Genomic DNA, 21820 nt, shown 5'->3' on the forward strand with positions numbered 1-21820 from the left:
TCTTAACTTTTGAGGCGTTTTTTTATAAGTGGAGCCAAACTTGCGATACTAATCCCCATCTTCATGAGCGCAGATTACAAGATTCACTCAGCTTTTTATATGTCGATCACGATTAAAATAATCCTGAAATGTTACCACTGTTATCAACATCCATATTCAGTGCTGCTGGTTTTTTCGGCAGACCAGGCATGGTCATGATATCACCAGTTAAAGCGACAATAAAGCCTGCACCTAGTTTAGGTACTAATTCACGAATGGTAATATCAAAGTTTTCTGGTGCCCCTAAAAGTGTTTGGTCATCTGAAAAACTGTATTGCGTTTTTGCCATACAAATTGGGAGAGTTGTCCAACCATTTTGTTCAAATTCTTTTAACTGATTTTGGGCTTTTTTACTGAACGTAACTGTGCTACCACCATAAATTTTTGTCACGATTGCTTCTATTTTTTCTGGAATACTATCGCTTAACTCATATAAATAGTTAAAGTGACTAGTTTCTTGACAGGCATTCACCACTTTTTCAGCTAAATCTAGACCCCCACTACCGCCTTTAGCCCAAACTTGCGTTAATGAAAATGCCACATGTTTATTAGCAATAAGTTCAGATAAGGCAGTAATTTCAGCCTCAGTATCTGTCACAAATTCATTAATCGCGACAACAACAGGTAACCCATAGCCTTGAATATTATCAATATGTCGATTTAAATTAGCAAATCCTGCTTTTACAGCAGCAATATTTTCTTTTTCAAGTTCATGCTTTGCTACACCACCATGCATCTTCAAAGCACGAACAGTCGCCACAATCACGACTGCATCAGGCGTTTTACCAAGTTCACGTGTCTTGATATCGAGAAACTTCTCACCACCTAAATCAGCACCAAATCCAGCTTCAGTGACCGTAAACTCTGCCGCATTTAAGGCCGCTTTCGTCGCAAGCACACTGTTACAGCCATGTGCAATGTTTGCAAACGGACCACCATGAATAAAGGCCGGTGTCCCTGCTATTGTCTGAACGAGATTAGGCTTAAGTGCATCTTTTAAAAGCACACTAATCGCACCTGCAATCTCCAAATCTCCAACGGTAACAGGCTTGCGATCATAGGTATAGGCCACGACAATTTTAGACAAACGTGTTTTTAGATTATCAATTGAGGTCGCTAAGCAAAATACAGCCATGATTTCACTTGCAACTGTGATATCAAAGCCATCTTCACGTGGCACACCATTAATTGGTGAGCCTAATCCGCCGATGATTTGACGAAGCTGTCGATCATTTAAGTCTACCACGCGTTTCCAAATCACACGACGTGTATCTATATTTAGTGCGTTACCTTGATGAATATGGTTATCTAATAAGGCTGCAATTGCATTGTTTGCGGTCGTTATCGCATGCAAGTCTCCAGTAAAGTGAAGGTTAATGTCCTCCATAGGTAAGACTTGTGCATACCCACCACCTGCTGCACCGCCTTTAACGCCCATGACAGGACCAAGTGATGGTTCACGTAAGGCGATCATCGTTTGGTGTCCTAATTGATTCAGCGCATCTCCTAATCCTATCGTTACTGTGGATTTACCTTCACCAGCTGGCGTAGGATTAATCGCAGTCACTAAGACTAATTTTCCGGTTTCACGTTCTTGTAATTTTGCAAGTCCATCAAAAGTAATTTTGGCTTTATACTTACCATACTGTTCTATATCATCAGGTGATATACCAGCTTTTGAAGCGATGTCAGTAATCAATGCCATAGATGATGCTTGTGCAATTTCAATATCAGATTTTACCACAGGAGATCCCCAATTCTTTATCGTTTCTTCATATTATACCAAACAATGAACAGGATTTAGTGCTTTATCCTATTTTAAAATTTTATTACGAATTAAATGTTCGTGTTATGTCACATTTCAGGGTCTCTTTTTTCCAAAAGAAAAACGATAAGGCATGCTTATCATTTTTTATTGAACTTAAACCCTTATAGTGCTGTTGCAAAAGCAACAAGGCCAAAGATGATCCCTGGAAAATTAGCCGTTGCTAAGGCTAAATCTCTCGGCTTTTTACCCAAACCATAAATCACCCACAACAAGCAGTTTACTGCAGCGACAAAAGGTTGAATTGGATTCCCTTTTGCTCCTGCTAAATTATCTGCTATTTGAGGTATGTAAGACACATACATCATGATTGACATCGCTGTTGCAAGCCAACTCAAATATTTAATGAATTTTTCTTGATTCATTTTTCCATCCTTTCAACTGCACGCCTATTCAGTATACCAAATCTAGTGATTATGTTCAAAAACGATGCACTACAGATCGTTATCTTCTGACCTATCAGATCATAGATAGTAGCTCAATTCATATGAGTAAGAGCTATTATCATCTATTACCTTTCATTAAAAAAAACAGTTGATTGCTCAACTGTTCGGTTACTTTTTAGACATCTTAACTTATGACGACTGATTTTTTTCATGCCAAAATTTAATCTGATCTGGTCGAAACCCTGACCAGTATGCTAATTCAGCCTCAGTTTCATCATCAATAATTTTGATGAGTGGTAGAGAAGTAATCTGGTATTTCTCTTTTAGCTTTTCTACCTTCTTCTCACTCCATGTTCTTTTGACTTCATCTTGACTATCAAGTTCAATAGAATTCGTTTCCTCTGAATTACCATAATAAGTATTTTCATAAGGCATTCCTAAACTATCCATCAATTTAGTTGTCATTTTACATGGCATACAATGTGGTTTTGTATATAAAACTGCATGAACTGAACTCATTTATCCTTATCCCCTTTCTTACGCAAGAAGAAAAAAATAATAATGACAATGATAATAATAATTCCACCGATAAACGGTAGCATCTTTAAGACTTGCTCTCCTGTATTTGGTAGCATAACAACTCTCCTTTGATTGCGATAACGTATGAGGCAATAGATTCATTACCTGACGATAAACGTGTTAACTTACTTAAACTTAAGGCTTAACACAACAGTTTTATTATACCATATCTACCAAATTCTTGTTGACCTGCGTTAAGCGTTTGGTAGCTTAGATTATCTGGTGATGCCATAACAAACAAGTATGGTTGATATCGGGAGAGCTAGAGTTTGCTTATTGGGTTAGTAGGTTTAGATGATATTACTAAAGAGTCACTCTGACTATGTTTTCAGTATTACTGCAAAGTGCTATTTTTGCCATATTTTTGCCATATAGTACGAAACAAAACAAAAAAACAACCTCGCGAACAGCGTGGTTGTCATCTTTTTCCAGTTAAATTATTTAACCGCATCTTTCAAAGCTTTACCAGCTTTGAATGCAGGAACAGTTGTTGCTGCAATTTTGATAGCATCACCAGTTTGAGGGTTACGACCTTCACGTGCTGCACGTTCGCGAGTTTCAAAAGTACCAAAACCGATCAATTGAACTTTTTCACCTTTTGCAAGGAATTCAGAAACTGAAGCGAATACAGCGTTTACTGCTTTTTCTGCGTCTTTTTTAGTTAATTCAGCAGATTCTGCAACTTTTGCGATTAATTCTTGTTTGTTAGCCATTTTAAAAATGTCCTCCAATAATTATTTTTACCCTTAGGCAAACTTTATTATAGCAACTAACTCCTATTAAAGCAAGTAAAAACGCGATTTAGAGCACTTTTATCTTTAATTTATCAAAAAATAGTGTTTTTACTTACTTTTGCATCACATGAAAGACAAACTGATCTGATTTGATGTCTAGTTTACCTGCTTGAAGAAAGGTATCTTTACCTATCGCTATTTGTGGTAAATCAATCAATACCTCTTGTTTATTGGCATTTATATTAACAAAAGGCGGTAGTTTATAAGCACCTTTGATATAGCTCAATGCTGTTTTAGCAGGTAAGCTAAGTGTCCCTATCGAAATACTTGTCACTTGTAGGTTAATTGAGCCATCATTTAGTGCATAAGGTTCAAAATAAAGATACAGTGGGATTTTAGTACCAAATAATTTATAAGATCCTTCAAGTACTGCCTTATCAGATAAATAAAACTTATAGGTCATTTGATTACCTTGAAACTCATTGAGATACTTATTCATGACTGTATTTAGTTGCTCGGTATTTGTCGATAGATCAGCTACTTTATTAACACCCTTGATCACACTGACTTTGTCTAATAGCTGTTGATCTCTATGACGGGTAATTCTATAACCGATGACACCTACTACAGCAATATTAACCGCTAATAGCAATAAGCACCCATACTTCCAGTATTTATTTTTCATTTCTATGCTCCTTATATGCTCTAGCGACTGCATCGCTCATAATTTTATAACCAATATTATTTGGATGAAAATGATCTTCATCAAATAAAGCATCATTTGTAATCGTTTTTGTTTCCTGATTACTTTCACTCACACCTTGATCACCGTTTATGCCTTTGTATATCAAGTCGTTAATTGGCACAAAATACATATTAACTTGCTGATTAACAATGGCTTGACTGGCTTCATTCCACTTATCCGTAATGGTTTGCATCTCTACAATATTTGGAAAGTTAAGATAAAAAGGATTATAAATACCAAGTACAAAAACCTGTGCATCTTTATTTTGTTGACGAATATACGTAAATAAATCACTGAGTTGTTTTTGATACTCTAGAGCTGGTTTTTCAAAAGAGCTTTCTGATAAATTTGTGAGGTTAGTCCGAATGACTTTCATCACATCATTACCACCTACTGTCAACGTGATCACATCAGCTTTTTTAAGCGCTGATTGAATTTTTGTTTGTTTGGTGATTTGATTGTATATTTGTTTTGAGGTATTTCCGGCTACACCAAAATTTTGATAGACAACGCTCACATCATACGTATCATCAAGCTCATGTGCAAACAAAGGTACAAATCCTCCCTGTGAGGTCTTGTCCCCCACACCTTGTGTTAGGGAATCACCAATCGCAACATAATTGATTCTTTGATGTGCCAATCGTAATTTTTCGTACTTATTTGTCATCTCTGAGTTGACTGGTCTGAGCCAAAAATAATTAACAGTGAAAAAAATGACAAAAATTGCCATCACAAAGACGACAACTTCAAGCATCCAACGAATTAATAACCCTTTATATTTATTGTGTCTCATCCTATTCCTTTTATTGTCTAACACGTAGACATCATAATTAATATATGATCACAGTCCTACCTGCTATTTTATCAATAACAGTTAACTTAAAATAAATTATTTTTCGAATTCAATCATCAAGGCCCAAGCACCTGGCCCAGTATGTGTCGCTACAGTAGAATTCGTATCTAATACTGGAATCTCTTGGTCAACCAAAGGTTGTAACTGATTTTTCATGTGCATTGCAAAAGCTAGATTTTCAGCATGAGAAATCCCGATTTGTTTCACTTTTCTACCCGAAATTCTTGTTTCAAAACTATCTAACCATTTTTGGAATGTCTTATTCCCTCGCCCTTTTAGCATCGGCTGTAAAGTGGTATCGACAAATTCCATTACGATTTTAATATTTAATAACCCACTTAAAACACCTGTTACACGGTTGACACGACCACCTTTTACCAAATTATCAAGGTTCGAGATACCGATATAAAGTTCAGTCTGTTCTTTCGTTTTGGTAACTGCTGCTATGATTTCTTCTTTTGTTGCGCCATTAGCAGCTAGTTTGGCAGCTTCAATAACTTGAAACGTCAAGCCTTGATCAATAAAATCACTATCAAGTACTGTCACATCGGCATGAGATAACATTGCCCCTTGACGTGCAGCTTCAACTGTTCCAGATAAAGCCTTAGTCAGATGAATACTGATAATCTCACTCCCGTCCTCAGCTAATTTGTCATATACTTCTGAAAAAACACCTACAGGCGGCTGTGACGTCTTAGGCAAAGCTTTACTTGCTTTCATTTTTTCCATAAATGCTTCAACTGATAAATCGGTATCCTGATATAGGACACCATCTATTAAAATAGCGAGTGGTACAATTGTAATATCATATTTCTCAATAAGCTCTGGGGCAACTGTAATTGTTGAATCCGTTACAATTTTAATCGTCATTTTCAAACTCTTTCCTGTTAGCAATCACAAAAAAAGTAAATAAACTTATCAGTGATCCCAAAAATATGTTATACTTTAGATGAAGTGGTTTTCAAAACTAGATGTTGTTTAAGAACCTCACTTAACTTATTATATCAAAATTTGATGAAATTTCCATCATGTACATGCAATATCAAGATCGTTTAGCTAAGCTAAACCGTATTATACAATTAGAAACTAGGTATCTTTTTGAAAAAATCTAAGGCTTATATCATCACCAATGAAATATTCAATGCTTTGACACACGGCATCGGTTGTGGGCTTGCAATTGCTGGTCTCATTTTACTTGTTTTAAAAGGTGCTGCTAATCATTCAGCTATACAAGTCGTCAGTTATGCGATTTATGGCACAACTTTAGTTTTACTCTTTTTATTCTCAACATTATTTCATAGTCTCATCTTTACGCGGGCAAATCAGGTATTTCAGGTATTTGATCACTCGTCCATCTACCTCCTAATCGCCGGTACTTATACACCATACTGCCTCATCACACTAAATGGTTGGCTAGGGTGGACACTTTTTGGGATTGTTTGGGCATGTGCGTTTACAGGTGTTGTCTTGAAATCTATTTTCTTACCAAAATGGGATAGTGTACCAAAACTATCTACGATTTTATATGTTATCATGGGCTGGCTAATTGTCTTTGCCTTAAAACCACTTTGGGATGCACTTCCTCACCCTGGTGTCTGGTTATTATTTGTTGGTGGTGTCCTTTATACTTGTGGTGCTTATTTTTACTCATTAACATTTCCTTATGCTCACGTCATCTGGCACTTATTTGTCATGGCAGCAGCTGTATTGATGTGGTTCTCAGTCTATCTTTATATCTAAGTTGTCTTAGCGCATCTGATAACAACTCATAACTCACTTAACATGTTCTCAAAATCTTGAGAGCATTTTTTTATGCTCAAACTTGGCTTTTTTAAAATTATAAGCACAAACTGCTGATCATTCAGCCCTATCGTTATACGTTTAAAGACAAGCTAAAAATGCCATTTAATCGCCAAATGATAAGTTATTAATTAGTAACTATTAACAACTAAATGAGCTCTATTTTTGCCGTTTAATAACGGAAAAAATAGGAATGGTTGTAACTAGTGATTTATAGTACTATGACAATATCAGATCAAGTCAAACAACTAAGCTGGCATCTGTTTTTTAGCAACACCACAAAGATCGAGAGATTTTATTGCTATCCCTATACCATCATATAAGACTACAGATGATGGTATGCAAGAAAGAAAGGTAACAACATCATGAAAAAAATACTTATTATCTGCGCAGCAGGCATGTCATCTTCAGTGATGGCCCAAAAAACAACAGACTATTTCAAACAAAAAGTCATTGATATTGTTGTTGATGCCACTACGGCTACAGAAGGTACCAAAGCGATTGAGACACGTGATTTTGACCTCTTTATTATTAGCCCACAAACCAAGATGTATTTTAAACAGTTTGCAGAAGCAGGCGCACGAGTAGGAAAACCAGTTGTTGAAATTCCTTTCCAAGCTTATATCCCAATTCCTTCAGGTATTGAAAAATTGGCTAAACTCATTACAGATAACCTCCCTAACTGATGGCTAATGTAGGACAACTTTTTGGGGAGAAATCACGATATGCTTAAAAAAGAAATCAAGTTACTTCAAACCCTCTATCAAAACAAAGCATATTTCTTAACCGCTTCTGAGATCGCTAATGCAATAGGCATGTCAGAAAGAACTGTGCGCACTTATATCCAACAGGTTAACAAAGTATTAAGTATATATGGGGCTGAGATCATCGCTAAACGTGGTATAGGGTTTAAACTAGAGGTTTCTCAAGCTGATAAATTTGAACACTATTTTCAAACACAGATCACCTCAAACAAGTTAGCATCACCTAAGACTGTAATAGAAAATCGTGAAAATTATTTATTAACACGCTTACCGCTAAATGATTCATCTGTTTTATTTGACACCTTGATGTCTGAATTATTTATTAGTCGTTCAACCTTATCTAAGGTATTTCGCAAACTAAAAGAACGGCTATTACCTTACCAGCTGACCATCCAATCACGAGCTAGAAAAGGCGTCTATATTAGTGGGTCAGAGCGTGATAAACGACGGTTTATTATGGCTTACTTCTTTGGACAACATTATGTCGCATGTATCCAAGAATATCTTGGTGATACACAATTCTTCTCAGGCATCCAACTAGAAGCCATTACTTTGATTATTATTGAGGAATGTCGCCAAGCACAGCTTAAGATCCAGGATTTTGTCATTCAAAACTTGGTGTTGCATTTAGCGTTAAGTATTAATCGGCTTCAAAAAGCAATTAGCTTATCAAGCAATGAAATAGGACACGTATCTGAAACAGCACTTGCTTATCAAGTCGCGCAAGGGATCATCACGCGCGTAGAAGCACTACAAAACATTAAGTTTCCTCGCCAAGAAGTGGCATTTTTAGCCTTGCATCTGGTTTCTAACTCACCTACTCCTACTCCTACTCAAGAAATAGCACCACTGATACTAGAGGCAGAGATTAGAAACTGTCTAATAACTTCTCAGCAGTACGCCTCTTATCATTTTTTAGAGGATACCGAGTTGATCAGTGCACTTATCGCTCATATCACTGCCATGCAATTACGTATTAGAAATGGCATGGTACTGGTTAATCCACTACTAGATAAAGTTAAAACTAATTTCGCTCCAATATTTCAACTCACGAAAGATATCCTAAGTAAGATGCCGCATTTATCAAATCAGCCAATTTCTGAGGATGAGTGGGCATATTTAACATTGCATTTTATGGTAGCAATTGAAAAAGCAAAAGATAAGCAACCAATACGTGTCCTTGTGGTCTGTGCAACGGGCATCGGTAGTGCACAGCTTTTAAAAACACGTATCGAAAAAACATTTGGTAACTTACTACGTATCGTAGGGCTCCATGGTTACTTTGACTTAAATCAAGCTATGTTACAAGATGTAGATGTCATCATCTCGTCAATTGATTTACAGCATCTCGTCTTTACCGTTCCAACTGTTCATGTTAGTATCTTTTTGGATAACGATGATACCAAAAGAGTAGCTGACATCATTAATACCTTGAGACCGCCAACACACCACTTTAAATATGAAGCAGTCTCAACACTGACACTTAGTCAAAAGCGTCAGATTTGTCAACAGTTATTCTCAGCTGATTTCTTTTTAAAAACATCAGAAACTCAAAAGTCGAGAGTAATAGAGTCATTACTACAGAAACTAGCACAACAAGAAGATAATAATTATCTAACAAAAATGTCCGAACAGCTTAAATCCCGAGAACAACTAAGTTCTATCATGTTTAGCGACAGTATCGTCGTCCCACATCCGGTTATCCCACAAGGAACGACGGCAAAAATAGCTGTTGCCATTTCAGAACAAGGTATTAAGTGGGATACTGACACAATTCATTTTGTGTTCTTATTATCACCATCAAAACTAGAGAATCCTCATCTAACAATTGCAACTAAAGCAATCGTTGCACTACTTGAGTTACCGGATGTTCAATCAAGATTACTAAAAGTAGACAACTTTAATGACTTTATAGACTTGTTCTTATCACTCATATAGCTCAATATTAGAAATAGAGGTACTCATGGATCAAACCAAAGAAACACTCCAAGTTACTGCTTTTGAACTCATCTTACACAGCGGCAACGCCCGCACACGTATCCACGAAGCTTACGACTTAATGGAAAAAAATGAGTTTACTGCTGCTGATCAGAAATTATTAGCAGCACACGATGAGTTAATACTCGCTCATCATGTGCAAACGACTTTATTACAAAATTATGCGAAAGGTGAAGAAATTATTATAGAAATCATTATGGTGCATGCACAAGATCACTTGATGACGACCATGACGTTAAAAGAAGTAGCTGAACGTATGAAATTATTGTATCAACGTACCAGTTAAGCCAGCAAGAGTAAAGGAGGTAGTCATGAGCCAACCAGCAACACAACCACTCACAACTGAACAACAGCAAAACACCCTAAAAATCATGAGGTATAATCGCTTTCTACTGATTCGTTATGTTTGTTCCTTTCTATTTTTCATCAATCTATATGCTAGCCTTTTCTATTTCATGAATCGATCATCTTTATTTGTCATACCATTAATACTTATTTTGGCACAGCTTCCTGCTATATGGGAGCAAATTAAACTCTACAGTACACCAACTAGCCATGTCACCTTGACAAAACGGTTCTTGATCTTACAAACAATTATACTGCTTGGGGCATGTATCACGTGTGTGACACCATTATTTAGTCTTTCCTTTCCATTTTTAACTGCGATCTTCACAAGTAGACTGATGATTGTCATCAGCAGTCTATGTTTAATAGGCATTTGTTTAGGCATGCTAATCAGATTAAAGAAAATATCACGTCGTGAGGATAAACAGTTTAAACGGATACAACACTATTAGCAATCACTATAATATCAATCACATTGAGGTGAGTTGTTTCAAATAATATAATCATAGCTTCGTGACTTTAGACACCTCAGCGACATGATTGGACAGTTTGAGTTTCAAGTCACCTCTTAGAAAAGAGGAAAACATGAATAAAGGATTTGCTATCTTAGAAAAATATCTAATGGGTCCAATGGGCAAATTAGCATCATTTCGTATCGTTCGTGCCATCATGGGCGCTGGACTTGCCAGCATACCATTTACTATTGTTGGTTCTATGTTTCTAGTCTTTAATATTTTACCTTTGACTTTCCCTGGCCTTGAAACCTTATTTAATGCCACATTCTTTAAATTTAGTGATCTATATATGCTTGCTAACAAGTGTACAATGGGTATTTTATCTTTGTACTTCTCTATTGTTATCGGTTATGAATATACAAAAATCTTTGAAGAAGAAGGTATGGCGGTCAATCCTTTAAACGGTGCATTACTATCAGTTGCTGCTTTTTTCATGTCTATTCCAGAATTAGTTCATGAAAATGGTAAATTTGTACTTGTTCAAAGCCTTACAAAAACAGAAAATGTTGTTGGTGGTTGGCGGATCGGCGGATCAAGTCTTGATCGTTTAGGTACATCTGGTATCTTCACAGCTATCATCATGGGCGCACTCGCAGTTAATCTTTATATTCTTTGTGTCAAAAAAAACCTTGTCGTGAAAATGCCAGATGCTGTGCCACCTGTTGTTAGTCGTGCGTTTACAGCCTTAATTCCTGCATTTGTCATTACCTTTGCAACTTTGATTATCAATGGTATGCTTGTTGCTTTAGGCACTGATATATTTAAAATGGTTGCAATTCCCTTTGGTTTCGTAGCTAATCTAACAAATTCTTGGCTTGGTGTCTGTGTCATTTATTTCTTCATTAATGCGCTATGGGTGGTCGGTATACACGGTGCAAATATCATTGGTGCTTTCATCGGCCCTATCACATTAGCAAATTTAGATGTCAACATTGCAGGAGGACGTATTCCGTTTGCTGGAGAATTTGCAAACTCTTTTGTCATTATGGGCGGATCAGGTGCAACATTAGGTCTCTGTCTTTATCTTGTTTTTTTGGCAAAGTCTGAGCAACTTAAAATACTCGGCAAAGCATCTATTGTGCCAAGTATATTTAACATTAATGAACCTTTAATTTTTGGTATTCCTATTGTATATAACCCTTACATGGCAATACCGTTCTTCTTAGCACCAATTACTACCGCATCTATTGCTTATTGGGCCATTAAGTTAGAGTTTGTAAATCCAATCATTGCACAAGTACCATGGCCAAGTCCAATCGGTCTAGGCGCTTTCATTGGTACAGCAGGTGATTTTCGTGCAGTAATTTTAGCTTTCCTTACTTTCTTTGTTGCTTTTACTATCTACTATCCGTTTGTCAGATTTTATGATGCAAAACTATTTAAAGAAGAACAGGCAACACTTGCTAACTAAATTATCATCCATCAAAAAAACTCAAGTACATCTGTACTTGAGTTTTCTATATGATAATGCGCTAGGCTTAGGTTACGATGAGTTTACTTATCACTAGTAAGAAGTGGACTTCTTTTTTTTACTGACTATCTGATCACAGCTTTTGTCACATACCCAGTCAATCGTTTCAATAACAACTCTGATTCATCAACAAAAGTAGTCGTTAATTGCGTTGTTTTGCTTGTTTCATTATATAAAACAACAGGCAAATTGCCAGGAAACTCTTTTAAAATCTGAGAAATCTTGACATTTTTAGTCGTATCAGGAATCGCTAACCACAGCTTTTTGTCAGTTTCTTCAACAGGGACAAGTCCATCTGCAACAAGTTGAATACGATCATTACGTTCAGAGACCTTACCAGTAATTAAGTAAAACCCATTGAGGGATAACTCAGGTAACACGTGATGATAAACCTCAGGAAACAACGTCACATCTAAATCAGATACAGTATCTGAAACACTCAGAAAAGCCATAGTAGCACCTGTTTTTGTTTTATGTGTTTTAAGTTGCGTCACTTGAACTAACACAGTTGCTTTTTGACCCACAAGGAGTTGCCTAATTTCCGTAAAATTACCTTGTCTTTTTTGAGCAATGCGCATCAAAGGATGTTCGGTTATCGCAATACCCATCAACTCAAATTCAAACTGATACTTTTCTGCATGACTATAGTCATCATATGCTGTATATGAAAAAGTTAACCCTGAAGCTGAGTCATTAAATAAATCTGTTTGAAAAACAGAACTAAACTCAATCAGCTTAGGTAAGTTTTCGACCAACTTTCGACGATTCGTATCAAATTCATCAAATGCACCGATTAAAATAAGTGGTTGAATGACGGCAACTTTTTGGAAATTTGTTGGTATCTTTTGAATAAAGTCTTGTAGACTTGTAACAGGCCGGTTGTCTAAAATCCAAATGGCTAAGTCACGCGATAAGCCTTTTATCGCGCGCATGCCAAGAAAAATCTGCGTCTCTGATAATTTATCATAGTAAGGCAGTCGATTAATTGAGATGGGCGATAGGTGAAAGCCACTCTGCTTTGCGTCTGTTAATAATGTGATGCGCTTACTATCTTTTAGCATCACCTCGTAAAATACATCTGGGTAATGCGCTTTAAAATAGGCCATCTGAACTGCTAACGCACCGTAGCCAAAAGCATGTGATCGATTAAAGCCATAATTGGCAAATCTTTCGATTAACTCATAGATTTCAACTGCCTTTTCTTTTGTATGACCATTGGCTAAGCTACCTGAGATAAAAGCGGTTTTTAACTGTTCAAATTCATTGCCCTTTTTCTTAGATATGGCACGTCTAAGTAAATCGGCACGACCTAGAGAAAAGCCTGCAAAAACCTGTGCCACTTGCATAATCTGCTCTTGGAAAATCATGATACCATAGGTTGGCTTTAAAATAGAGGTGATACTATCATCTGGATAAACGACAACCTCCTCACCGTGACGGCGCTTGATAAACTCTGGTATAAACGCAGATGGTCCTGGTCGAAATATAGACGTTGCTGCAACAACATCAGCAAACTCTGTTGGCTTTAGTTGTCTCAAGAAATTCATCATTTGTGGATTTTCAAACTGAAAAATCCCTAAAGTACGACCTTCTCTAAATAACGCTAAGGTCTGTTCATCATCTAAGTTGATTTGACTGACATCAATTTGCTTATCGTAGCGTTTGTTAACCAAATCACGCATGTCATTGATATATGTTAAATTTTTAATACTCAAAAAATCGAATTTAATTAAGCCAATCGCTTCAACATCATGTGCTTCAAACTGTGTGATAGGCAGTGTTTCACCAGGTGCTAATGGCAAATAGTTTGTTAAATCTTTTGCTGCTAGTACAACACCTGAAGCATGTACAGATTTTTGACGCGGGATGCCTTCTATTTTTTGTGCATAGTTAAAAATTGATTGTAGTCGCGTATCGTTCATAATCTCAGCTCGAAAACGATTATTTTTTTCGTATTCTTGAGCTAAGTTGTCTGATCGACCAATCATGCTAGAGACATGTGAGACTTCAACTTCTGTCATGCCAAATACTTTTGCGACATCGCGAAAACTCTGTTTCATCCCAAATGTAGAAAAGGTCATGATTTGTGCGACATGACTACTGCCATATTTATTTTTCACATAGGATAAAATCTCAGCGCGCTTCGTATCAGGCATGTCGATATCAATATCGGGTAAACTGGCACGTTCAGGATTTAAAAATCTTTCAAATAGCAAGTCGTTTGCTACCGGATCAACACCTGTGATTTGTAGTGCATAAGCAACTAATGATCCTAAAGCTGATCCTCGTCCCATTCCCGTATAGATATTTTCACTACGTGCATATCGAATAACATCGGAAACAATCAGAAAATAATCATCAAATCCCATCTCATGGATTGTTGACAACTCATGTGTGAGTCTTTTTTGATAGATATCTGTCCATTTTCCCTGAGCAGTCAGAAACGATTCAGCAATCTTGCGTAATGTATGTGATGATACCTCTTCTTTGTTAAAAACGGGTAGCGCCAGCACGTCAGATTTACCATCATCATAGTCAATTTCTGAGACCAACTTATCCAGAGTTGCTAGACTAGCTGCACCAAATACTTTACTAATTTCTTCCTCAGGTCGTAAGTGTTCTGTATGTGTGACAGTAAGACTTTCATCTAGTTTTGTCCCATTTTTAATGTGTTGTAAAATTGTCAGTGTATAGGCATCTTCTTGCGCTAAATATTTGACGACAACAAACGGAATACTAGGACGCAAAAACTGTTGGTCGCTCGGCTTTAACAACCCTACAAAAACATCTATATCTGGTAATGCACTTAAAACACTCTCAACTGCATACTCTGAAGGGACCACGATGGCGACATCTGCTAAATGACTGGCAATATCTGAAAAATGATGGTGACCAAAGTTTTTATTGCTGGAAATCCTATATAAGTTGCTTAATCCTTTAGGCGTTTTAGCAATAAAAGTTAGCTGTATCGGCACGCTATCAATCACAAAAGTAGCCTCGAATGAGACAACTGGTTGTATGTCTAATGCTTTGGCTAAGGTAATAAATTGATGTGCACCGTGTAGATTATCAACATCTGAAATCCCTAAGGTTTGATAACCTAGACTCTTGGCAGTCGTTAGATAGTCCTTTAATTTTACCGTAGACGACATAAAACTAAAAACAGTTTTTGTATTCAGTTGTGCGTACATCAAAACTCCTTTCAGTTGCTCAACGATAAGCGGTCATACAACATTACTGATTCACCGAAATGTATCCTATGGCTTACCTGTTCAAGCTTATATAATTCTTGCAAATTTGCTTTATTTCTATTATACTTTATTTTGTGAGAAGAAACAGACTAAGAGATATCTAAAAGAGAGACAATGTACTTTAGGTATTTCATTTGTAGAAAGAAGATGAGTTTATGAAATTTTTAGTTGTCCTATTCTGGTCACTAATTCTAAGTGAAGTTGCGGGATTTATCATCTCTAAACTGAATGACACTGCCATGAATCCTAGTTTATCAGCAATTATTGCCGTGGCCTTCGTTATCTTTATTTTTGTTTTAGATAAAGTGGGTATCTTACCAGATTCTGAGCCTTACAAAGCGAAATAAACCTTAGGGTTTATTTTTTTAGCTATCACATAAGACCTAAAAAAACATCAGAAGTTAACTTCTGATGTTTTTTGTCTATTAGTTAGCTGCATTTTCTACAGCTGCTTCGATAAATGCTTTATAAAGTCCTTCTGAACGATTTGGACGACTTGACAATTCTGGATGATATTGACATGCAACAAAGAATTTATTTTCAGGAATTTCAACAATCTCAACTAAGCGATTATCTGGCGAAACACCAGAGAAAACAAAACCAGCTTTTTCAAATTGTTCACGATAGGCATTATTAAACTCATAACGATGACGATGACGACGTTGAATCACTTCTTGGTTATCATAAGCTGCTGCAGTCACAGAATGTGCTTTTAATTTTGCAGGATAAAGTCCTAAACGCAACGTTCCACCCATATCCTCAACATCAATTTGATCACGCATCAAATCAATAATTGGATATTTTGTATCAGGATTTAACTCACTAGAGTTTGCACCTTCAAGTCCTAACACATTACGACCAAACTCGACACATGTTAACTGCATACCAAGACAAATACCAAACATTGGCACATCATGTTCACGCGCATATTGAATTGCTGCAATCTTACCTTCTGTACCACGTGGACCAAATCCACCAGGAACAATAATACCATCTGCATCCCCTAAAAGTTCCGCAGCATTTTCAGGCGTAATATCGTTAGATTGGACCCAGTTTAAATCAATATCAGTGTCAGCCGAATACCCTGCATGTTTTAAGGCTTCAACTACAGAGATATAAGCATCTGGCAACTCGATATATTTACCAACTAATGTAATCTTAGTCGTCTTCTTAAGGTTCATCACATGATCAACCATGTCACGCCACTCAGTCATATCAGCTTTAGGTAAATCAAGCTTCAAGTGATCTAAGATGATTTGATCCATATTTTGCGCTTGTAAGTTTAAAGGAATTTGATATAAATGTTCTACATCAAGTGACTCAATCACTGCTTCTGGTGCTACATCAGTGAATTGCGCAATTTTATTTTTTATGCCTTGTTCTGCTGGTGTCTCCGTACGGATAACGATCATGTTAGGTTGGATACCTAAGCCACGTAATTCTTTTACCGAATGTTGCGTTGGTTTTGTTTTCATCTCAGCAGATGCTTTCAAGTAAGGTAATAGTGTCGTATGGATATAAAATACGTTACTTGAGCCAACATCTGATTTCATTTGGCGAAGTGCTTCAAGAAATGGTAATGACTCGATATCACCAACCGTCCCACCAACTTCAGTAATGATAACATCTGAATCAGTCGTTGCTGCTGCACGTTTAATTTTTTCTTTCAGTGCATCTGTAATATGTGGAATGACCTGAACTGTCGCACCTAAATATTCACCTTTACGTTCCTTACGCAAAACCTCTGAATAAATTTTACCAGTTGTTACGTTAGAATATTTATTAAGATTCACATCCATAAAACGCTCATAGTGACCTAAATCAAGGTCAGTTTCAGCGCCATCATCAGTCACATAAACCTCACCATGTTGATAAGGACTCATTGTCCCTGGGTCGATATTAATATAGGGGTCAAATTTTTGAATCGTTACTTTTAACCCTCTGTTTTTAAGTAAACGCCCAAGACTTGATGCAACGATTCCTTTACCAATTCCTGAAACCACACCACCTGTTACGAAAATATATTTTGTCATCATCTCTCCTTGATTAAAATTTTGAAGTAGTTCATTTAACACAAATTCATCATACACAAGATCATGTATCTGTGTTAATCAACTAAACTGCAACTCGATTGTTAACAAACGGGAGTTATCTATCCTGCTATCTAAACACAAGCCTCAAAAGCTAATACACGTCTTTTTCCAATGATTAGCAGTTGTGCACTTACTTGTTTTTCAAACAGTTTATTACAGATAAATATAAAAAGCTCCCCAAAATGGGAGCTCCTGTCTGACCGCTACTCACGGTGCCCGATAATTATTATAGCAAATTTTTGCTGATATTGTCAAACTCGATTTTTAAGGCAATGAATCAGTTGAATGAATTATCTTCACGCCACTAAGCTAATCGTTAAACTCCTTGTAAATCCTACTATCGAGACTAACTTCTAGTACCCATATCATATCTGCTTAAAAATACTCCCGCAAGATCACATCACGCATCACATATTTTGTGAATTCGCCGATGGTCATCGTGACTTTTTCACCTTCACCAAACGATAAGTTATTTTCTGGTAAGATATCATCTATGATGGTAAATTGTTTGTTTTCCTTAATAGGAAAATGTTTTAAAAATGCTTTGAGATTGACGATACGTGCCATCATGTAGGGGAGCAAGCTAATCTTTGCTTGACTCGGTTCAAGCATATCTGCTTCAAGACGGCTGTCTGAAGGTGCAGTATAGCTGATCTCATCAAATGCACCAGCATGGCTAGATACAAACCGATAGATGGCCTGTTTGGCAGTTTCATCTAAAAAAATCATCTCATGAATGACAAATGTCATGTCTTTAAATTCATAGATGACATAGCCTGTTGGGTGTTCACCTTGGTAAAAGATAGCAAAAAGTGGCTGCTTTTTAATCTCAAAATAATATGACCACTCAAAGTCTTGACGATATAAACTACCGTTATTATTTGCTTTGCCATGTACATCAGCTAAATCTGCTTTTGCTTGATCAAAAGATAGTCTTTTTACTGTCAAGTCTGTTTTCTTGCCTCTTGGAAAATCAGTAGAGTTTAAGTAATAGTGTTTTTGATCAAATACATAATGATAGCCAAATTGGCCATAAAAAGCATATGAAAAAGGTGCTAAGTAAGAAAAAATCGTCTCTTGCTTATAATTTTCTTGAAGAATTTCAGTCATCAACTGACTTGCTGCACCATTTCCTCTATATTCTGGGTAACTTGCGACATAACCGATACCAGACATTGGGACAATTTGGTCTCGAAAATAGACTTTAAACTGGGTATCGACAATCATACTTGTGACTTGGCTATCTACCTTATGCGTATGTAGTGTCGATTGTTCAAGTAACTTATAGAACGCGTCATCTCCACCTGTTGGCGCTTTGTGAAATGCGTATTTGGCTAAAGTTAAACACTCTTGTGCTGTCATTTTTTCTCCTTACGGTCTAGCGGACTATTGATCATAATATTATCTCATAATATCAGATAGTCGGCAACTAAATAGCTAGGTGATCATATTATCAAAAACTAAAAGTAGCTTACTCTGGACTCACATCATCTCTGTAAATGACTTCAACTAAGCATAAGCCGTGTGCTGGTGCGGTTGGCCCTGCCAAATCACGATTTTCTGCCTTGATAATCTCAGTTATTCTGCGAGCTGGCCACTTGCCAGATCCAATTTTTATAAGCGTACCGACCATATTTCTGACCTGTTTATATAAAAATCCATTACCAGAAAAACTAATCACTACCTCGTCTTCATTTTTGCGTTCAACTGTGACGTCTGTGATCGTTCTTACTTTATACTCAATCGTTGTACCAGAAGCTGTAAATCCGGTGAAATCATGCGTCCCAACTAATAAGTTAGCACCCGCTACCATTTCATCATAAGCATCAAGCTTAGGCACATGAAAACTCGTGCGTCTGGTCAACGGATTAGCCGCACGAGAAGTCGTCAGATGATAGCGATAAGTCTTATGATGTGGATTAAATCGTGAATGAAAGGCATCACTAACTGCTGTTACACTTAATATATTAATATCGCAAGGCGACTGTGTATCCAAAGCAAACCGTAATTTCTCTGGATCACGCGCATGAGGTAAATCAAAATGTATGACTTGTCCCAAGGCATGTACACCACTATCGGTCCGACCAGAGCCATGTATTTTAATCTCTTGCCCAGATGAGAGCTTCATCAAGACACGCTCGAGTTCTTCTTGGACTGTTCGGCCATTATCTTGTATTTGAAAACCAGAAAAATCTGTTCCATCATAGGCTATAATTGCTTTATATCTTATCATAGACACATTATAACACGTTCACAGCGCAACCTTCAACACCATCAACTATTCACGTTTTATCTTCGTAACCAATAAAAAAAGACTTAAACAGTCTTTTTTAAAAATTTAATCGTTTGATAACGCTTCGATTGGATTGAGTGATGCAGCTTTACCAGCAGGCATCAAACTAGCAAACAAGGCAATGATGATTGCAATGATAATGCTACCAATAACAGCTCCTGCAGATACTTGAATAATACTGTATTTATCAAGTAAGTTACTAACTGCTGAGTTAACGATTACTTGACCTATGAAAGCCACAATAATCCCTAAGACTGCTGAGGCTAGTCCTAAAATAATTGTTTCAACGACAAATAATGACCGAATATCACGTTTACGTGCACCTAAAGCGCGAAGAATACCAATTTCTTTCGTTCTTTCAGCGACTGACATGTAAGTTGTTGCGATAATCATCATCAAACTAACTAATAGTGAAATCCCCGCAATCATAGCTAAGACAATCGTTACGATAGAGGTAATCGTATTGATTGGCTCCAATACTGTCCCAACAGAGAACGTAACAAAGTCTTTTTTACCATTTGTTTTCAATGATTGGATTTTCTTAACCACACTATCTACATTATGACTATCATCAATCGTTGGTACGATATAGTTAGGTTCACTCACTAGCCCTTTATCTTTAAAAGTTTGTGACACTGTTTTAAAGTTCATCGTTAGGGCATTAGTTGCTGCATTTCCTTTGATGACACCTGAAACTTTGAGGTCTTGAGCGATATCAACTTCTTTTCCAGCTGCATCAGCCATCTTATAGCTGATATGGATTGTTTTACCAACTAATTTTTTCCAATTTGATTTATCCCATTTTTTGGCAAAAGTATCTGTCACAACCACTTCGTTTTGTCCAGGTTTTTCACCAGTTAAGAGTGAACTATCCGTATTCATGTCTGTCCAAGTTTGAATTTGTCTGAAAGGTTCTTTAGTCGTCCCAATCGTCACCTCTAAATTAGCAGGCATTACGTTAAAGCCTTTTTCAACTTTTTTAACATGATCTAACTTGGCGACTTTATCAACCAGTGTATCTGTAATCGCTGTTTTTTCACTATTAACGATCATCGACTGTTGACTTTCACCCATGGCTTCATCATTTTTCTTGTTATTATCTTCTGTCACACGCTTCATGACAAGAGGTACATTAGGATTAGCTAAATCAGTAACCATCTTATTCATATAGCCTTTAGCACCATTTCCTAGGCCAAGGAAAAACATAACAGAGAATAATCCGATGGCTACACCAATCATAATCATCAAATTTTGTTTCCAGTTATGTAGAAAGTGTTGTGAAGCCATTCTTGTTTTAGCAGAAAATGATAGTGTTTTTGTTTTAAAATCACGTGCTTTTTCAACTGCTGGGTAAGCTGGTTTGATCCGTTCATCAGACGTTACTTGACCATCTGCTAGATGAACGATTCTTGTCCCATGATCTGCTACTTCTTGTGAATGTGTTACCACGATGACTGTTTTACCACTTTTAGCAATATCTGACAGAATTGTCAATACGTCTTGTGTGTTTTGTGAATCAAGTGCACCAGTGGGCTCATCCGCAATAATAATATCAGGATCGTTAGCAAGTGCACGAGCAATCGCAACCCGTTGCTTTTGTCCTCCTGATAACTGATTTGGATTTTTCTTTTTATGTTCGAATAATCCTACTTGTTTTAATAGTGCTTCAGCTTTTTGTATTTGTGCTTTGTGAGATAGATTCGTCATCTTAAGTGAAATCAAGACATTATCTAAAACACTCAGATAGCTGACCAAGTTAAAGGATTGAAAAATAAAGCCAACAGTATCTCTACGATACTCATCCATTGATTTTTCTTTTTTATCAGCTTGCTTAACACCATTCACGATGACTTCACCATCGTATTTACGATCTAATCCACCGATGATATTCATCAAGGTAGATTTACCACCACCAGATTCACCAAGAATTGAGACAAAATCACCTTTGTCAAAACTCAAGTCAATCCCTTTTAGCACTGGAAATTCTTCTTTACCAAGAAAATAAGATTTCCTAATGTTGTTCAATGTTAAAATTGTCATTAATATGACCTTCCCTTTTCTAAAATTACTTTCTCATTTATTGTAAAGTTTTTTCAGTAAATTTTCATGGGTCTAAAGGCCTATTTTTC

The 21820-nt window shown here is 36.7% G+C and carries 20 protein-coding genes; 7 read left to right on the plus strand and 13 right to left on the minus strand.

Going from position 1 to position 21820, the window contains the following annotated elements; translation table 11 throughout:
• Positions 1-112 precede the first annotated feature (112 nt).
• From RU87_RS04145 to RU87_RS04180, 8 genes are all read right to left on the minus strand, one after another.
• Positions 113-1783, minus strand: coding sequence for a formate--tetrahydrofolate ligase (locus RU87_RS04145; RefSeq protein WP_082782144.1), 1671 nt, complete (start codon positions 1781-1783; stop codon positions 113-115).
• A 185-nt stretch (positions 1784-1968) separates the two neighbouring features.
• Entirely contained in the window at positions 1969-2229 is a 261-nt protein-coding gene (locus RU87_RS04150; protein WP_068161308.1) for a SemiSWEET family transporter, read from the minus strand.
• A 210-nt stretch (positions 2230-2439) separates the two neighbouring features.
• Positions 2440-2769, minus strand: coding sequence for a glutaredoxin family protein (locus RU87_RS04155; RefSeq protein ID WP_068161304.1), 330 nt, complete (start codon positions 2767-2769; stop codon positions 2440-2442).
• Positions 2766-2885 carry an LPXTG cell wall anchor domain-containing protein gene (locus tag RU87_RS04160; RefSeq protein WP_082782143.1) on the minus strand — a complete coding sequence of 40 codons (120 nt, stop codon included), beginning with the start codon at positions 2883-2885 and terminating at the stop codon, positions 2766-2768. The genes RU87_RS04155 and RU87_RS04160 overlap by 4 nt, the downstream gene beginning before the upstream one ends.
• 381 nt (positions 2886-3266) lie before the next feature.
• Complete coding sequence (locus RU87_RS04165) at positions 3267-3542, minus strand: HU family DNA-binding protein (protein WP_068161301.1); 276 nt, start codon at positions 3540-3542, stop codon at positions 3267-3269.
• A gap of 133 nt (positions 3543-3675) precedes the next feature.
• On the minus strand, positions 3676-4248 hold the full coding sequence (locus RU87_RS04170) for a YpmS family protein (protein ID WP_068161298.1): 573 nt from the start codon (positions 4246-4248) through the stop codon (positions 3676-3678).
• Complete coding sequence (locus RU87_RS04175; protein WP_068161296.1) at positions 4238-5101, minus strand: SGNH/GDSL hydrolase family protein; 864 nt, start codon at positions 5099-5101, stop codon at positions 4238-4240. Before RU87_RS04175 ends, RU87_RS04170 begins: the two co-directional genes overlap by 11 nt.
• Positions 5102-5197: 96 nt before the next feature.
• Positions 5198-6031 (minus strand): DegV family protein, encoded by an 834-nt coding sequence (locus tag RU87_RS04180; RefSeq protein WP_068161293.1) that lies wholly within the window; start codon positions 6029-6031, stop codon positions 5198-5200.
• 228 nt (positions 6032-6259) lie between these two features.
• Here RU87_RS04180 and trhA point away from each other — a divergent pair, with 228 nt between their 5' ends.
• The 6 genes from trhA (at position 6260) to celB (ending at position 11994) form a co-directional block, all read left to right on the plus strand.
• Positions 6260-6901, plus strand: a complete 642-nt coding sequence (trhA, locus tag RU87_RS04185) for a PAQR family membrane homeostasis protein TrhA (RefSeq protein WP_068161273.1) — start codon at positions 6260-6262, stop codon at positions 6899-6901.
• A gap of 425 nt (positions 6902-7326) precedes the next feature.
• Entirely contained in the window at positions 7327-7647 is a 321-nt protein-coding gene (locus RU87_RS04190) for a PTS cellobiose transporter subunit IIB (RefSeq protein WP_068161270.1), read from the plus strand.
• Between the two features lie 39 nt (positions 7648-7686).
• Positions 7687-9663 carry a BglG family transcription antiterminator gene (locus tag RU87_RS04195; RefSeq protein WP_068161268.1) on the plus strand — a complete coding sequence of 659 codons (1977 nt, stop codon included), beginning with the start codon at positions 7687-7689 and terminating at the stop codon, positions 9661-9663.
• A 25-nt stretch (positions 9664-9688) separates the two neighbouring features.
• Positions 9689-10009 carry a PTS cellobiose transporter subunit IIA gene (locus RU87_RS04200; protein ID WP_068161265.1) on the plus strand — a complete coding sequence of 107 codons (321 nt, stop codon included), beginning with the start codon at positions 9689-9691 and terminating at the stop codon, positions 10007-10009.
• 25 nt (positions 10010-10034) lie between these two features.
• Positions 10035-10520: a hypothetical protein gene (locus RU87_RS04205; RefSeq protein ID WP_068161263.1), complete on the plus strand. Its 486-nt coding sequence runs from the start codon at positions 10035-10037 to the stop codon at positions 10518-10520.
• Between the two features lie 133 nt (positions 10521-10653).
• The gene (gene celB, locus RU87_RS04210; protein WP_068161254.1) at positions 10654-11994 is read left to right on the plus strand and encodes a PTS cellobiose transporter subunit IIC; all 1341 of its coding nucleotides are present in this window, start codon (positions 10654-10656) and stop codon (positions 11992-11994) included.
• Between the two features lie 125 nt (positions 11995-12119).
• Here celB and RU87_RS04215 read toward each other — a convergent pair whose 3' ends face one another.
• Complete coding sequence (locus RU87_RS04215; protein WP_068161252.1) at positions 12120-15245, minus strand: DNA polymerase III subunit alpha; 3126 nt, start codon at positions 15243-15245, stop codon at positions 12120-12122.
• A gap of 215 nt (positions 15246-15460) precedes the next feature.
• On the opposite strand from RU87_RS04215, the gene RU87_RS04220 reads away from it, so the two are divergent.
• Positions 15461-15652, plus strand: a complete 192-nt coding sequence (locus RU87_RS04220) for a YjzD family protein (RefSeq protein WP_068161249.1) — start codon at positions 15461-15463, stop codon at positions 15650-15652.
• 78 nt (positions 15653-15730) lie between these two features.
• Here the strand turns inward: RU87_RS04220 and pyrG are convergent, their stop codons facing one another.
• From pyrG to RU87_RS04240, 4 genes are all read right to left on the minus strand, one after another.
• Positions 15731-17338, minus strand: a complete 1608-nt coding sequence (gene pyrG, locus RU87_RS04225; RefSeq protein WP_197456615.1) for a CTP synthase — start codon at positions 17336-17338, stop codon at positions 15731-15733.
• A gap of 435 nt (positions 17339-17773) precedes the next feature.
• Positions 17774-18760: a GNAT family N-acetyltransferase gene (locus RU87_RS04230; RefSeq protein WP_068161244.1), complete on the minus strand. Its 987-nt coding sequence runs from the start codon at positions 18758-18760 to the stop codon at positions 17774-17776.
• Between the two features lie 109 nt (positions 18761-18869).
• The gene (gene truA, locus RU87_RS04235; RefSeq protein ID WP_068161241.1) at positions 18870-19631 is read right to left on the minus strand and encodes a tRNA pseudouridine(38-40) synthase TruA; all 762 of its coding nucleotides are present in this window, start codon (positions 19629-19631) and stop codon (positions 18870-18872) included.
• A 105-nt stretch (positions 19632-19736) separates the two neighbouring features.
• Positions 19737-21731, minus strand: a complete 1995-nt coding sequence (locus tag RU87_RS04240; RefSeq protein WP_068161238.1) for an ABC transporter ATP-binding protein/permease — start codon at positions 21729-21731, stop codon at positions 19737-19739.
• Positions 21732-21820 lie beyond the last annotated feature (89 nt).

The sequence above is a fragment of the Pseudolactococcus plantarum genome, from assembly GCF_002441715.1.
In the GTDB taxonomy this organism is placed as follows: Bacteria; Bacillota; Bacilli; order Lactobacillales; family Streptococcaceae; genus Pseudolactococcus; species Pseudolactococcus plantarum.